Consider the following 14520-nt stretch of genomic DNA (forward strand, 5'->3'; position numbering starts at 1 on the left):
CATGAACGAGACAGGGATTGAACACGCTTCGAACCTGGGGACTGCCTTCGCTACTTCGGCGGTGCGCAACAGCGACCGGATCGCGGTCCAGTGCGGCCAAGACGCGCTGACCTACCGCGAGCTCGCCGAGCTGACCGGCGCGGTGGCGCGTGGCTTGACCGTGCTTGCCGCGCCTGATCAGGACTCGGGAGTCGTTGCGGTGCTGTTGGATCGGTCGGCCGAGTTCGTTGCGACGTTGATCGGCGCGGTCGCGGCGGGCATGACCTATGTGCCGATCGATCCGGCATCACCGGATGAGTATGTCGAGGAACTGCTTGATCAACTACGCCCGGTGGTGGTCGTATCCGGCGCTGATCGAATCGGCCAGGACAATGCGGGGTCGCCGCGTTGGGTGACCGTTGCCCAGCTCACCGCAGCAGGCGACGCGGCACCGGCACCGGCACCGGCACCGGCACCGGCACCGGTCGAGCCGGACTCCGAGGACCCGGTCTACGTCATCTTCACCTCCGGATCGACCGGGACACCGAAAGGCGTCGTCGTCGCACATCGGTCGATGCTCAATTCCACCCAGGCGCGCGTGCTCGCCTACGGCAGGCCCGAGCGGATTCCGCTGCTGCACTCGACCGCCTTCGACGTGGCTTCCGGAGTCGTGTTCTACGCGCTGCTCGGCGGCGGCACCCTGATCGTCAACCCGAGGCCGTTGAGCGATGTCGCGAGCACCGTGGAGCTGGTGCGCCGCGAGCGGATCACCCATCTGGTGTACGCGGCGTCGCTGTATCCGGTTTTCCTGGACCGGATTTCAGCTGATCCGCCGACGGCTTTGACGGCGGTGATGATCGGCAGCGAACGCTGGAGCGAGGTGCTGATCGACCGGCACGCCCAGCTGTTACCGGATGCCTCGCTCTATAACGAGTACGGGCCGACCGAGGCGTGCGTGTTCTCCAGCTACGCACTGGTGTATTCCGGTACATCCAGGCAGCGGTTCGCGCTGACCATCGGCACACCGCTGATCAACACCGGCTACACCCTGCTCGATGACACCGGCGCCGCAATCGCAAACGTGTCGGGGGCTACCGGCGAGCTGGCCATCACCGGCTCGAACGTCGCGATCGGCTATCTGGCTCGACCAGAGCTCACCGCCGAACGATTCATCGTCCTGCCCGACGGCACATCGGCCTTCCGCACCGGTGATCTGGTCGAGATCACCGCCGACGGCCAATTCATGTTCCTCGGGCGTGGCGATCGCCAGATCAAGATTCACGGCAACCGGGTCGAGCCCGGCCACATCGAGACCGCGCTGATGAACCACCCCGGCGTGGAACAGGCACACGTGAGCGTGCGCGCCGACCTGGGCGCCGAAGCGACACTGGTGGGATACCTGGTCCCGGCCGGCGACAGCGGCATGACCGCAGAGCACGCACAGGCTCACCTGGCGACTCGGCTGCCGCACTATATGATTCCCACCGCGTGGATGATCGTGGCGTCACTGCCTCGCACCGCGAACGGCAAGATCGACGAATCCATTCTTCCCCGGCCCACCGCTCCGGTTGTTCGGGCGGCCGCGGCCCCCGTCGACGAGATCGAGCGGATCCTGGTCGAGATGGTGGCCGATGTCGCTGGCGCTGAGGTGATCCCTGTCGATGCGGATCTGCGCGGGTTCGGTCTCACCTCGTTGTCGCATGTGCGGCTCTCGGCGGCGATCAGCGCCCGCTTCGATATCGAGATCCCGATGAGCGCGCTGTTCGCCGCGTCCGACGTGCGCGAGATCGCGACCCATGTGCGCTCCGCGGCACCGATCGGCAGGCCGCCGCTGGTGGTGACCGACCGTGATAGCGACACCGCCCCGCTCAGTGCTCAGCAGCGCCAGATCTGGATCTTGCATCACCTGGCGCCGTCGGCGCTGGCCTACACTACCCAGTGCACTCTGGAGTTGACCGGCGTATTGGACGTCGAGTTGCTCGAACAGGCCCTGACCGACGTCGTTGAGCGCCACGAGATCCTGCGCAGCACCTTCCATGACGGCCCACAGGGACCGGTGCAACGCGTCCGTGCCCCGTGGCGGGTCCGGATCGAGCAGGTGGACCTCTCCGCAATGGGGCAGCAGGCGCAGCGCTCCGCCCTGGCCGAGCACAAGCAAGTTGCGATGGGCAGCGGATTCGATATCGCGGCCCTGCCGCTGGTGCGGTGGTCTCTGTACCGGCTGTCGCGGACGCGGTGGCAGTTGTTCCAGGTCGAGCACCACTTCGTTCACGACGGTTGGTCGGCGACGTTGCTTCTCGCGGAGATCCGCGACGCTTACGACGTCGAACAGCACGCCCGGCCCAACCCTCGGCCGGGGTTGCTGGTGCAGTACCGCGATTACGCGCATTGGTATGGCCGGTGGCGCGAGAGCGATCACTATCGCCGCCAGCAGCAGTACTGGGTGAGCGCACTCGAGGGGTGTCCGCCGGTCGGTGTCAGCTTCGAACCCGACCGGCCTCGCCCGCCGGTGCAGACCTTCGAAGGAGGTTGTGTCCGGGTGGGCCTCACCCACGACGTGGTGTCGGCGATCGATGCGGCGTGCGCGCGCCACGGCATGACGCGGTTCGCGGTCTTTTTGTCCGCGTTCGCGCTGCTGGTGTGGCGGCACACGAACGAATCGGACATGGTGATCGGCTCGGCATTGTCCAACCGCCGGCAGGTGGAGACCGCGAGCATGCTCGGTATGTTCGTCAACGCGCTGCCGCTGCGGTTGCGGGTCGAGGAGTCCGCCACGGTGGGCACGGTGGTGCACGGCGTCATGCAGGTGCTGCTCGGTGCGCAGGACAATCAGGAGTTCCCGCTGGTCGACCTGGTCGAGGCACTGGATCTGGTCCGTGATCCCGCGCGTAATGCGTTGTTCGGGTTGATGTTCGCCTTCCACGACAGCCCACGTCCGCGCTTCGAACTCGATGACCTGCGCGGTGAGCTGCGTATCGACCACAACGGCTCGGCGAAAAACGATGTCAACGTCGTATGCGTACCGGAGCTGGTCTCCTGCCCGGACGGGGCGCAGCGCGTCGGGATCGACATCCTGTGGGAGTACAACAGCGCCCTGTTCGACCCCGCGACAGCCCAGGAGCACGCTGGCCAGTTCGCCCATATCGTCGCCTCGATCACCGACCATTGGGATACCCCGATCAATACCCTCGATCTGCTCGGGCCGGTGATGACCCGCCGCCTTCTGACCGCCGGGTCCGGACCGGATTCGACACCGGCATTCGCCTCGATCACCGACGGGGTCGACCACGCCATAACCCGCGCCCCGGACGCGATCGCACTGATCCAGGGAACGCAGCAGATCACTTACCGAGAGCTCGACGAACGAGTCGCCCGGTTCGAAACCGTCCTCGCGCAGCTCGGGCTCGGCACGGACGCGACCATCGCAGTCGCCTACGGCAAGTCGGTAGAACTGGTCGCCGCGTGGCTCGCGGTCCTTCGCCGCGGCACGGCGTATGTCACCGTCGATCCCACTCAACCGCGGATGCGACTGTTGACCCTGGTGCACAACAGCGCGGCCGCCGCCGTGCTGTGCGCATCCGGGACAGTCGCGACGTTGCGGGGCTGCGGTGTGCCGGTCATCTGCCCGGACCGGGCCGCCGCCTCATCCATCGCGCCAGCGCTTCCGGCGATTCAACCCAACGCTCCCGCATATTTGACCTTCACCTCGGGGTCGACCGGGACACCGAAAGCGGTGGTGGCCACGCACGCCAACGCGGTCGCTGCCATCCACGCGCGCACCGTCGAATTCGGTTGGACACCACCGCGGACGTTGGTCACGCTGCCGCCGATCTTCGACGTCGCGGCCTCGATGGTGCTGTGGACGTTGTGGCTCGGCGGCACGGTCATCCTGCCCGATGACGACACCGACGACCAGGATCCCGATGCGCTGCGAGCGCTGATCGACACCCATGGGGTCACGCACCTGAACTTCGTCGCCTCCTTCTACTCAGCGTTCCTCGACAGCTTCGAAAACCCTTGGGCGACTTCATTGAGAGTCGTCGCGGTCGGCGGTGAGCCATGCACCAGCGAGCTGGTGGCCCGCCACGCGCAACTCCTGGGCGAGGTGGGCCTGTACAACGAGTACGGGCCCACCGAAGCAACTGTCTGGACCTCGGTTTCGCGAGTGCATCCGGCTGAGCGGGCGAGCGGAGCACACCGGATCTCGATCGGCCGTCCTGTCGCGAACAGTTCGATGCTCGTCCTGGATCCGCGCGGACAGCTGGCACCGATCGGCGCGCGCGGCGAGTTGATCATCGGCGGCGCCGGAGTCTCAGCCGGCTATTTCGGCCATCCGGAGCTGACCTGCCAACGATTCGCGCCGATCGCGATCGGGCCGATGGCTGGCGGGCGGGCCTACCGGACCGGTGACGCCGCCCGCGTGCGCCCCGACGGAGAATTCGAGATCCTCGGCCGCCTCGACGACCAGGTCAAAGTCCGCGGCTTCCGGATAGAGACCGGCGAGGTAACCCGCTGCCTGACCCAGCATCCCGCGGTCACCTCCGCGTTCGTCGCACTCGAAGAAGTGGCAGGAACCGCGCAATTGGCGGCGTTCGTGGCCGCCCCAGGCCACGACCACGCTCTTGTCACCGCACTGCAGAGGTGGCTGAGCGACCGGCTGCCCGCCTACATGGTGCCCTCGGTGTACGCGGTCGTCGACGAGCTGCCCCGCACCCGTGTCGGCAAGATCGATCGCAATCGCATGCCGATCCCGACCGGACCACTCTCTGCGGCCGAGGACGCCGAGAGCAGCGCCCCGACACAGGATTTATTGCTCGACCTGTGGCGGACCCTGCTGGGACGCCGGGACATCACCATCGACGACGACTTCTTCGCCATCGGAGGTGACTCGCTGCTGGCGATCCGAGCCGTAACGATGGCCCGCTCGCACGGACTGAACTTGTCGGTCCCAACCGTCGTCCGCGCGCGCACCATACGTGCTATCAGCGAGAACCTTGTGTTCGAGCCGACCGCGACGGACCGACCGCGACGATCCGGTGGCACCGCGCTGGCGCTGTCGGGGATCCAAGGCTGGTTCTTCGCCCAGGCCTTCGCCGATCCGGACCAGTTCCAGCAGGTTCGGCTGTTCGAGATCGACCCCGGCACCAGTGACCTCGACCTGGTGGCGGCGATCGAGTCGACCGTTGCCCGCCACGACGCGTTCCGCATGGTGTTCACCGAGATCGGTGATCAGTGGCGGGCCGAGCTGCTCGACGTCGCGCCCGCGCCTGCCGTTGAGTTCGTGGCCCTTTCCGACTTCGGTGGCGTGGAGGTATCGGTGCGGGCTCATGTGGCTTCGATGAGCGCACAGGTGTCGATCCGTGGTGGCCGACTGTGGCGGATCGCGCTGTGCAACGAGGCGTGGTCGGGCCGACGGTGGCTGTGTCTGATGCTGCACCATCTCATCGTCGACGCAGTCTCCTGGGACGTCCTGGTCCGCGATATCGAATCCAGCCACCACCGCCGCCGCGGCGGTGCCGCGGTCGCAGACCTCCTCGCGGTCGCCGCTGGTGTGCCGGAGCGAATCGCGTTGCGGCCCAGTGATACCGAACTCGCCTATTGGAAGGAGCTGGCGAACAGGTCTGCGCCGATCATCGCTGCCGACAGTGCCGCTCGGTCTCCGTTCGGCGCTCTGCGCCGCACCGAGCGCACGTTGTCCCCGTTGGCTCGGCGGTTGATGGTGCGTGAGCTGCCGCTGATGCGCGGGCCCGGCGCGCGAGCAGTGCTGCTGGCCGCGCTGGCCCGCGGACTGAAGCGCACGTCCGGGGAATCGCTCTATGTGCTGCTGGAAGGGCACGGCCGCGACCATCTGCCCGGTGCCGAGGAGATCGTCGGCTGGCTGACCGCGCTGTATCCGGTGTTCCTGCCGGTCGCCGAGCACGGCGGACTCCTCGACGAAGCCCGCGACGTCGAGCGCCACCTGGCCGATGTTCCTGCCCACGGCGCCCACTATGGCGTCGCCCGCTACCTCGAGCCGGCCTCGGCGCTCGGCAGACTGGTGGGTGGGATCGCCGAGCCCGCGATCACCTTCAACTACCTCGGTCAGCGCTCATCGTCGTTGCCCACCGACGTTCTCACGCCGGTGGATGTGGAGACCGGGTTCGGGATCGGGTCGGCGAACGTGCTGCCGACGCCGTTGGATATCACTGTGGTCGACACCGGTCAGACGATGGTGGTGCGATGTGCTTTCGACTCGGCTCGGGTCGAGGCTCCGTTCGCCGAGGCCGTGCTGGATGTGATGGTCGATGCGATCGAGCAGACCGCGGCGACCTTGCCTCTCGGCGGCAGTGCGGATCGGCCGAACCATTTCCTCGTGCACCCGGTAGACGGCACCCTCAGTTGGGCGCACCCGTTGGCATCCCGGCCGGGCACACCGTGGCGGTGGATCGGGCTTCCCCAATCCGAACCACGCCCGAACACAACCGTGGCCGAACTCGCCGAGGAGTACCGCGCGCGGATCCGCCGCATCCAACCCTACGGGCCCTACACGATCACCGGATGGTCCTTCGGCGCCGCCGTGGCATTCGACATGGTCCGGCAGTTCGAGGACAGCGGCGACCGGGTCACGCTGGCACTGATCGACCCTCCGAGCACCCAGGACCGGGCCGACGATGCGGCCTCGCTCACCGGTCAGCTCGACCGGTTGATGCCCTGGATCACCTCGACCGAAGTGGCGTCCGCTGTCGCGGGCACGGCGGAACTGGCTGAGCCCGAACGGGTTTCCGCACTGGTGCAGCGGCTTGCGGGAACCGACCTCGGTATCGAGGATCGGTCGCTGCTCGAACGGCAGATCGGTGTTCTGCTGGCCAACCACAGGGCACTGGCCACCTGGCGCCCAGTCGGCCAGGTCGAGGCAGTGACCGTGGTCGTGTCCCAGGACACGGACGCGGCAGGGTTGGTCGATGTCGGGTTGTGGCGAGAGCACACCCGCACCCAGGTGCGTCTGGAAGTCGTTCCCGGCGACCACTTCTCGATGATGTCCGGTGACGGCCTCGACGCACTGAGCGATCTCCTCGACGGACGGAGCGAGTGAGGATGTACAGCGGATGCGGCATCGCGGGAACCCTCGTCCACACCGTCGCGGCCGGACCGGTCCCGGGTCGGGCCGATGTGGAGAGGATGACCGCTGCGTTGGCGCACCGCGGCCCCGACGCCGGTGGCTTCTGGTGTGACGATGCGGTCATGTTCGGGCACCGGCGGCTCAGCATCGTGGGACTCGGCGACGCCGGCACCCAGCCGATGACCCGAGCGCACCTGACCATCACCTACAACGGCGAGCTGTACAACTTCCGGGCCCTGCGCCGTGAGCTGGGCGCGGAGTTTGTGTTCGAGTCCGAAACCGACACCGAGGTGGTGGTACGCGCCTGGCAGAAGTGGGGGCCCGCAGCACTACAGCGATTCCGTGGCATGTTCGCGTTCGCCATCTGGGACCAGCGGGCTCGCTGCCTGACGCTCGTGCGTGACCGGCTCGGCATCAAACCGCTGTACTTCCACCACGGCCCCTCCTGGTTCGTGTTCGCCTCTGAGGCCGAGGCGCTGCTGCACTGTGCGGGCGTTCCCCGGCGGCCCGACCTCGACACCATCCGCCATCGGCTGCTGTGCTCATCAACGCTCGAGGTCGATCCCTGGCGCACCGCACTCGACGGAGTGCGCTCGGTCCCGCCGGCGACATACCTAACCGTCACCGCCGACGGAAAGACCAGCACCACCACGTACTGGTCGCTGCCCGAGACGAACCCGCAGGCGCAGGGATCCGCCGCGGAACTATCGGAGCTGCTGGCAGACAGCGTGCAGGCAATGCTCGCTGCCGACGTGCCTGTCGCTACCTTCCTCAGCGGCGGCTTGGATTCCTCGGCGATCACCGCGCTCGCCGCCCGCCACGGCCCCCTCACAGCGGTGACCATCGCCTACGCCGACCAAGATCCGGCCTCCGGTCTGCCGTCGACAGTGAACGAGGACGCGCGATACAGCAGGACCCTGATCGAGCACCTCAACGCTGATATCGACCACCGGATCCACGTGCGGCCGAACACGATCATCCTCGACGACATCGATACCGTCTGTGACCTCGCGGCCGTCAATGACGATGTCCGCCACGTCAGTATCCTGGCGAACTACCGCACCGTGCGCGACCTGGGGCTGCGCGTCGTGCTCAATGGTCAGGGTGCGGACGAGACCATGGCCGGATATGTCGGCCGGGCGAACTTCATCGCCAACATCCTCGACGTCAGATCCCCCGACAAGTCCCCGATCCGCCGACTACCCGCCTCCCGCCAAGCCCCCGGCCTGTCCAGCGACGTACTGCGCCACCGCAGCACCGCCGATGCCGCGGTGCTGGAGGTCTTGCACAACCAGCCGGGAACAGCCCTCGAGCGCGCGCACCGCTTCCTGGTGGGAACCCAAGTGGCCAGGATTGTCCAGTTCGAGGACTTCCTGGCCATGCGCATGACCGTCGAGGCGAGGTTCCCGTTCCTGGATCACTCGGTCGTCGAATGGTGCTTCGCCGCAGCATTCGAGCGCCACGTCCATCCCCGGTCCCGGCAAGGCAAGATGCTCCTGCGCGCGAGCATGAACGGGATTGTTCCTGACACCGTGCTCTCGCGGCCGAAAGCCGTCTTCCCTTACCCGGCGCTCGGCGCGTTGCACCGCAGTCTGGTCACGTTGGCTCGGCGGCACGAGCAATCTCTTCGTGCCGACCCGCTTGTCGATGCCCTCTTCACCATGCCGTCGGACGATCTAGCGGCGTGGCCGGTGGATTTGCTGTGGCTCGTCTTGGCGATGTGGCGATGGAATGAGCGACTCAATTTCCCGGCCTATCGACAGGTCCGGTCGGCATGACCGCTGAACCAGTCGTGAGTTTTCACTGGCGAGCAGTTATTTCCCTCCGCTCCAGCGACTTTCGGAATCACCCTCGGCCAGCTACGTCAGGGGCCGTTGTTAGACTCCCACCACCGTTCCGCCCTAATTCCGTGCTGAGGAGCTGGTCACCCGCATGAATACCCGCGTCGAGGTAGCACTGTCCGATCTGCCGATCGGCCTGACATTCGATGATGTGCTGCTCGTGCCCGCCGATTCAGATGTCATTCCGAGTGGGGTCAACACCTCGACGCGCGTTTCGCGCAATGTGGTGCTGAGTGTGCCGATCGTGTCCGCGGCGATGGACACCGTCACCGAAGCCCGCATGGCTATCGCCATGGCCCGCCACGGGGGTCTCGGGGTCCTGCACCGCAACCTGCCCGTCGAGGAGCAGGCCGGACAGGTCGAGATCGTGAAACGCTCTGAGGCGGGAATGGTCATCGACCCTGTCACGTGCGCGCCGGATGCGACTCTGCAACATGTCGATGATTTGTGCGCGAAGTTTCGGATTTCCGGTGTGCCTGTGGTCGATGCGACCGGACTCCTCGTCGGAATCATCACCAACCGCGATATGCGGTTCGAACGCGACATGTCCAGGCCCGTCGCTGAAGTTATGACCAAGACGCCCCTGATCACCGCTCCCGTTGGAGTAACTCCGGACGACGCGTTGGCCATGATGCGCGCCAACAAGGTCGAGAAACTGCCGATCGTCGACGAAGCGGGAAAGCTGGCCGGGCTGCGCACGGTCAAGGACTTCGTGAAAAGTGATAACTACCCGCTCGCGGTGCGTGATGACCAGGGCCGTCTGCTGGTCGGTGCCGCGATCGGTGTGGGCGAGGATGGCTACAACCGGGCCATGGCATTGGCAGACGCTGCCATCGACGTAATCATGGTCGACACTGCACACGGGCATCACCGCGACGTCCTCGATATGGTCACCCGGCTCAAAAAAGAATTCGGCGACAAGGTTGACGTCGTCGGCGGCAACGTCGCCACACGCGCGGGAGCCCAAGCACTGGTCGACGCGGGCGCCGACGGCGTCAAAGTCGGCGTCGGTCCCGGCTCGATCTGCACCACACGCGTGGTGGCCGGTGTCGGAGTTCCACAGATCACTGCCATCGCCGAGGCATACGCCGCATGCGGCCCAGCAGGAGTCCCCGTCATCGCCGACGGCGGCATCCAATACTCCGGCGACATCGCGAAAGCGATTGCCGCAGGGGCAAGTACGGTCATGCTGGGAAGCCTGCTCGCGGGCACGGCCGAATCGACCGGCGACATAGAACTGGTCGGCAGCAAGCAGTACAAGGTCTATCGCGGAATGGGCTCGCTGGCGGCGATGAAGGGACGTGGCGAGGGCGGCAAGTCCTACTCGAAGGACCGCTACTTCCAGGACGACGTACTCGCCGAGGAACGACTCGTCCCCCAGGGCATCGAGGGACGCACACCATTCCGCGGGCCCCTGCCGAATGTTTTGCACCAGCTTGTCGGCGGCCTGCGCGCCGGAATGGGATTCGCCGGCACACGCACGATCCCGGAACTGCAGCAGGCCCAGCTCATGCGAATCACTACCGCGGGCATGCGCGAAAGTCACCCGCACGATGTCTCCATCACCGCCGATGCCCCCAACTATTCATCACGGCCGTAGCCCACGCTGGATCGCGCGGCTCAGGATGAGTTAGGTCGAATGGACTAGCTGAATCCCTAGCCGAGATAAATCCGCGGGGATCCCGAACTCGCCCGCAACGTCACGGCGGCGCTATCCGGGTGTCAGCACCTGCACGCTCCAGCTCGACTACTGAGTGCGGGCGTGCAGGTGCATGTCATGCCACCCGTCCGAATGCAGTCCGAGCTGAGCTTTGTTCCCTCCCAAAGGAAGCCGGTCTTTTGCGCGTCGCGGCAGGAAGCCGCGTTATGTACCGAATGGGTCAGTTCCAGGCGATGGATTCCGAGGTCGTCAAATGCCCACGCGGTGAGGGTTTGGACCGCGCGGGGCACGACGGCATTCCCGCGCGCTGCTGGCATCGTCCAGTAGCCGACCTCGGCTTGTCCGGCGGGCAGGTCCAGATTCTTCAGCGAAGCTCTACCCACGATGCGCCCTGCGGTAGTGTCAACGACAGCCCAATGCGCACGGATTGCGTTGCGCCACGCGCTGTTCCATTCATCTATCCATCGCTTGGCCTCGGTAAGGGAAGCCGCGCTGCGAACATGCCAACGTTGAATATCTGGATCCTGGTAAGCCTCAAAAACGGTGCTCGCATCGTCGCTGGTCCACGGCCTGAGGGTTAGCCGTTCATCGATATTGAGGACTGGCTGCTCGGTGTGGGTAAACCGAGCTGAGTCGACGACAGCGTCTGTTAAATCTGGCATCAGGGCTCCTGGCAGTTGTGATCATGGGCATCGAGAGCGCACCGTGCCACCGTGAGGAACACATAGGACCGCGGAGGCTTTTGCCTATGTCCCGATGAAGTCAATGGTCCCTCACGGATCGGAAGTTCCGCTGAGGTGTGACGTCTTTCGGTGGTTCCGACTTCGATGTTGGCAGCGCAGGTCCTCGGAAAATTCCGCTGTCCTGGCTGGTACGTGATCAGATGCCTTCGTCCGGTCGGGCCAGTGTGGCGGGAGGTCGGCGGGGTGGCCGCCGAGATAAGACCAATCACGGAACCAGCCCCTTTGCCGCGACTATTCGTTGGGCGCGCTGTCGCAGCGCGGTCGTGTCCCCCTTTGGTAGAGCATGGTCAGAGCGAGCTCGACAATCTCTGCTACGTCAAGGAGATCGTTGGTCTCGAGGCCAGCGGGATGGGTTCCCTCGTTGCCGACATACTTTGCCGCCAGAAGGAGTTCGCCCACCTCGTGATTGACCTGGTCGAACTCGACGAGACGGTCGTGCAGTCGCCGGAACCCTCCGTTGGGGGATGTGTCCACGCCGTCCACGACGAATGCCTGCACCGTTCCCGGGTCAGCATGCGCACCCGGGAAGGGATGATCCACCAATACGTTCGTGAACGTTTCAGCCTGGACGCGATCGCGGCGATCCCCAGCTACGAGACACTGCGGGTGGTTTGGCGGGACTGGTTCGGGCCCGGTGGCGGCCGTCAGCGCTATGTTCGGTCGGCGGCGAAACCGACCTCCGGGCAGCACGTGGTCATCCATCGGCCTGGGCAGGTGGTGGTGCTGGATTCCACGATCATGCCGGTCAAGGTCCGCGAAACCGTGTTCGGAGACCCGGTGTCGGCACATCTGACCATGGCTTGTGTATGGGTGGTCACTGACCGGCGGTGATGCAATGGGATCTGGTCGAGTTGTCGACAGCGCTGTCGTTTGTGGCCCAGCTGGGGCCAGAGTCGAAGTTGTTGCGCATCCGGACGACGTAGCGGGCCGGGACGTGGTCGACCCGGCCCGCTACGTTATGTCACGCGCTGGCCTGCAGTGCGGGCCCGGCGAGGTCGTTCAGGATGGTCATGGCCTTGGCCATCTTCTCCTCGCGACCGTTCACGCCGAAGTAGGTCATTGCTCGGTTGTTGGATTCGACGTAGCCGGAGGCGGCTGCGGAGACGATGGCGGCCAGGGTCGGCATCGTGATGCTGCGGCGCGCGTCGGTCATGCCTTCGCGGCTGGGGCCGTTGGTATGCAGGGGCAGGATCGACTCGATATGCGGCTGATTGTGGACCGCGGCCGAGCACAGCCGGTAGGCGAAAATGCCGTAGTCGGAGTTGTTGCTGCCGCCGAGGAGAGTGTTGACGAGGTCGGTCTCGCTCGGGATCGCGGTGCCGAAGTGGTGCGGCAGATGGGATCTGCCCTTGTCTTGCATGGTGATTGAGAAGACCAGGCTCTGCGCGGTGGTGTGCAAGTCCTGGATCCAGGTCCGCACCTTGGCGATCTCCGCCGCGTTCGGGATGACGCTGGGGGCCTGGATCAGTCGAAGCTGCGAGTTGTGGGAGGCCAGCACGACGTTCATCACCCGGCAGATCCGCTCCCGGGTGTCGACGTCGGGACCGAGCAGGTAGTAGGTGTGGCTGCTCGCCGCCAGCGTGATCCGCACCAGGCTGAACATGCTGTAGAGGATGCCGGGCGCGGGGACGGCCAGCGCAAGGGTGCGGAGGTGGTCAGTCGCGCGTTCCATGAAGCCTTGGGCGTGCATCTGCAGGGTGTCGACCGGCTGCTGGCTCCAGGCTCCGACGTAGTGGTGCTGGGCGTGGTCGTCCTTGCGGGCCAGGCTGGTGGGCTTGTACGGCTTCTTCAAGCCCAGCTCGCTGACGGTGAACATGTCGGCGAGCGCGTCGAGTCCGCTGGCCATCCGCTCCCAGGCGTCGTTGTTGTTCAATTCGGTTCCCTTGTGCTCCACGCCCGGCGGCCCGCCCCTGGCGGGCGACCGCCGTCCCGGTTGCCGGAACGTGGACCGCAAGGCATCACCAAAAACCCGGTTCGGCGCGACGCGCCGTACCGGGTGTCGTAGCATCGGGGTGTCCCATCACAGACAAACCCGAGGCTCATGCCCTGGAGTACACGCTCCGGCTGGGCCTCGGCGTTTTATTCCGATGTGCGACCCACATTCGCTGCCGCACTAGAGAATCATAGATGTTGGGGCCGACAACTCCTGGCGGCACAAATAGTTGTGTCGCGGAGACGTTTCAGATGGAAGTTCACCGGGCCCAGCTGCTGGGGCAGGTGCATATCGACCGCACCCCGGTCGATATGATCGTGGTCGACGAGCGGCATCGGGTGCCGATCGGGCGGCCGTACCTGATTCCCGATCCAGCCACTGGCCACCACACTGCGCATCGCAGTGCTCTCTGACTTCGCCGCCGACTTACAACGCGAAACCGAGCTCAACGGCGGCCAACGCCCATAGCGGCCCATTGTCGCCATGAACTGGCAACTGGGAAAATGCTCGACTGGCTCGTCCGCCACGACCCCGACACCGCCCAGCACACCTTCAACGAAATCATCGGCGACGCCAAACGCCAACTCGATCTCCCCCGCCGCAGCAGCATCCGCGCCCTGCGAACCGCCCTCGCCACCAACAGCGCCCTATCCGAACAGGCTTACGACTTGTTCCTCGACCCGATTTCGGTGGTAGCGAGTGCGGCAGGCATGATTCCTCGATTCTGCGGGCGCGGGACAGGGGGTCAGCCGAACAGCGTGATCTGTTCGACCGGCGGCGCCTGTGGGGTGTAGCCCGCGACCGCGCGCAGGTGGTCCAGGTTTATCCAGGTGGTGGAGTCGGTGACCATCCGCGCGAAGACCGCGGCGGTGAGCCGGACATCGGCGAGGGCGCGGTGGCGGTCGGGTGGGGTGGGAATAGTCAGGTGGCGTGTGAGCTGGTCGAGGTTGTGTTTGGGGAGGTCGGGGTACGGTCAACTCCTGCGCTCGCGCGCGGGCCGCCGCCTCACGTCGCTCGAGTTCCTCCACGAGCCCATCGCGCCGCCTCCGCCCACCAAACCCCCCACCACGACAATAGGAGCCCCGCGACCACACCAACACCCCCCAACCCGAATCAGCGCAGCTCACGTACTCCCTGCGAAAGAGCTACCCCATCGAAGCTCGCTGATTCCGGCCTACATCCGCCGAACGCCCTATGGGCCGTTGGTGCGATCGACGCTGGCCCACGAGTTGGACCGTTCCGAGCTCGTCGGCATTTCTTAAGCG

Annotated in this window: 8 protein-coding genes; 6 read left to right on the forward strand and 2 right to left on the reverse strand. The window is 65.7% G+C overall.

Translation table 11 applies throughout. The annotated features are described in order from the left end of the window. Window position 1: 1 nt before the first annotated feature. The 3 genes from ACV7NQ_RS43895 to guaB all read left to right on the forward strand — a co-directional run bounded on the left by ACV7NQ_RS43895 (window position 2) and on the right by guaB (window position 10519). Complete coding sequence (locus ACV7NQ_RS43895; RefSeq protein ID WP_463364881.1) at window positions 2-7051, forward strand: amino acid adenylation domain-containing protein; 7050 nt, start codon at window positions 2-4, stop codon at window positions 7049-7051. A gap of 2 nt (window positions 7052-7053) precedes the next feature. Further along, window positions 7054-8856, forward strand: coding sequence for an asparagine synthase (glutamine-hydrolyzing) (gene asnB / locus ACV7NQ_RS43900; RefSeq protein WP_463366041.1), 1803 nt, complete (start codon window positions 7054-7056; stop codon window positions 8854-8856). Between the two features lie 154 nt (window positions 8857-9010). Then, complete coding sequence (gene guaB / locus ACV7NQ_RS43905) at window positions 9011-10519, forward strand: IMP dehydrogenase (protein ID WP_463364882.1); 1509 nt, start codon at window positions 9011-9013, stop codon at window positions 10517-10519. Window positions 10520-10641: 122 nt separating this feature from the next. On the opposite strand, the gene ACV7NQ_RS43910 is transcribed toward guaB, so the two are convergent. Further along, window positions 10642-11241, reverse strand: coding sequence for a GNAT family N-acetyltransferase (locus tag ACV7NQ_RS43910; protein ID WP_463364883.1), 600 nt, complete (start codon window positions 11239-11241; stop codon window positions 10642-10644). 483 nt (window positions 11242-11724) lie between these two features. Between ACV7NQ_RS43910 and ACV7NQ_RS43915 the strand changes: the two genes are divergently transcribed. Beyond that, entirely contained in the window at window positions 11725-12153 is a 429-nt protein-coding gene (locus tag ACV7NQ_RS43915; protein ID WP_463364884.1) for a hypothetical protein, read from the forward strand. Between the two features lie 130 nt (window positions 12154-12283). On the opposite strand, the gene ACV7NQ_RS43920 is transcribed toward ACV7NQ_RS43915, so the two are convergent. After that, window positions 12284-13195, reverse strand: coding sequence for a hypothetical protein (locus ACV7NQ_RS43920; RefSeq protein WP_463364885.1), 912 nt, complete (start codon window positions 13193-13195; stop codon window positions 12284-12286). A gap of 311 nt (window positions 13196-13506) precedes the next feature. On the opposite strand from ACV7NQ_RS43920, the gene ACV7NQ_RS43925 reads away from it, so the two are divergent. Next, window positions 13507-13668, forward strand: coding sequence for a hypothetical protein (locus tag ACV7NQ_RS43925; RefSeq protein ID WP_463364886.1), 162 nt, complete (start codon window positions 13507-13509; stop codon window positions 13666-13668). Between the two features lie 90 nt (window positions 13669-13758). Beyond that, the gene (locus ACV7NQ_RS43930; RefSeq protein ID WP_463364887.1) at window positions 13759-14049 is read left to right on the forward strand and encodes a hypothetical protein; all 291 of its coding nucleotides are present in this window, start codon (window positions 13759-13761) and stop codon (window positions 14047-14049) included. The last annotated feature ends 471 nt before the right edge of the window (window positions 14050-14520 follow it).

It is taken from the genome of Nocardia sp. Tas62D01 (assembly GCF_055232035.1).

Bases quoted from the DNA above. Each gene is read 5' to 3' on its own strand.
- ACV7NQ_RS43895 (WP_463364881.1), top strand. From the start codon at position 2: ATGAACGAGACAGGGATTGAACACGCTTCGAACCTGGGGACTGCCTTC.
- asnB (WP_463366041.1), top strand. From the start codon at position 7,054: ATGTACAGCGGATGCGGCATCGCGGGAACCCTCGTCCACACCGTCGCG.
- guaB (WP_463364882.1), top strand. From the start codon at position 9,011: ATGAATACCCGCGTCGAGGTAGCACTGTCCGATCTGCCGATCGGCCTG.
- ACV7NQ_RS43910 (WP_463364883.1), bottom strand. From the start codon at position 11,241: ATGCCAGATTTAACAGACGCTGTCGTCGACTCAGCTCGGTTTACCCAC.
- ACV7NQ_RS43925 (WP_463364886.1), top strand. From the start codon at position 13,507: ATGGAAGTTCACCGGGCCCAGCTGCTGGGGCAGGTGCATATCGACCGC.
- ACV7NQ_RS43930 (WP_463364887.1), top strand. From the start codon at position 13,759: ATGCTCGACTGGCTCGTCCGCCACGACCCCGACACCGCCCAGCACACC.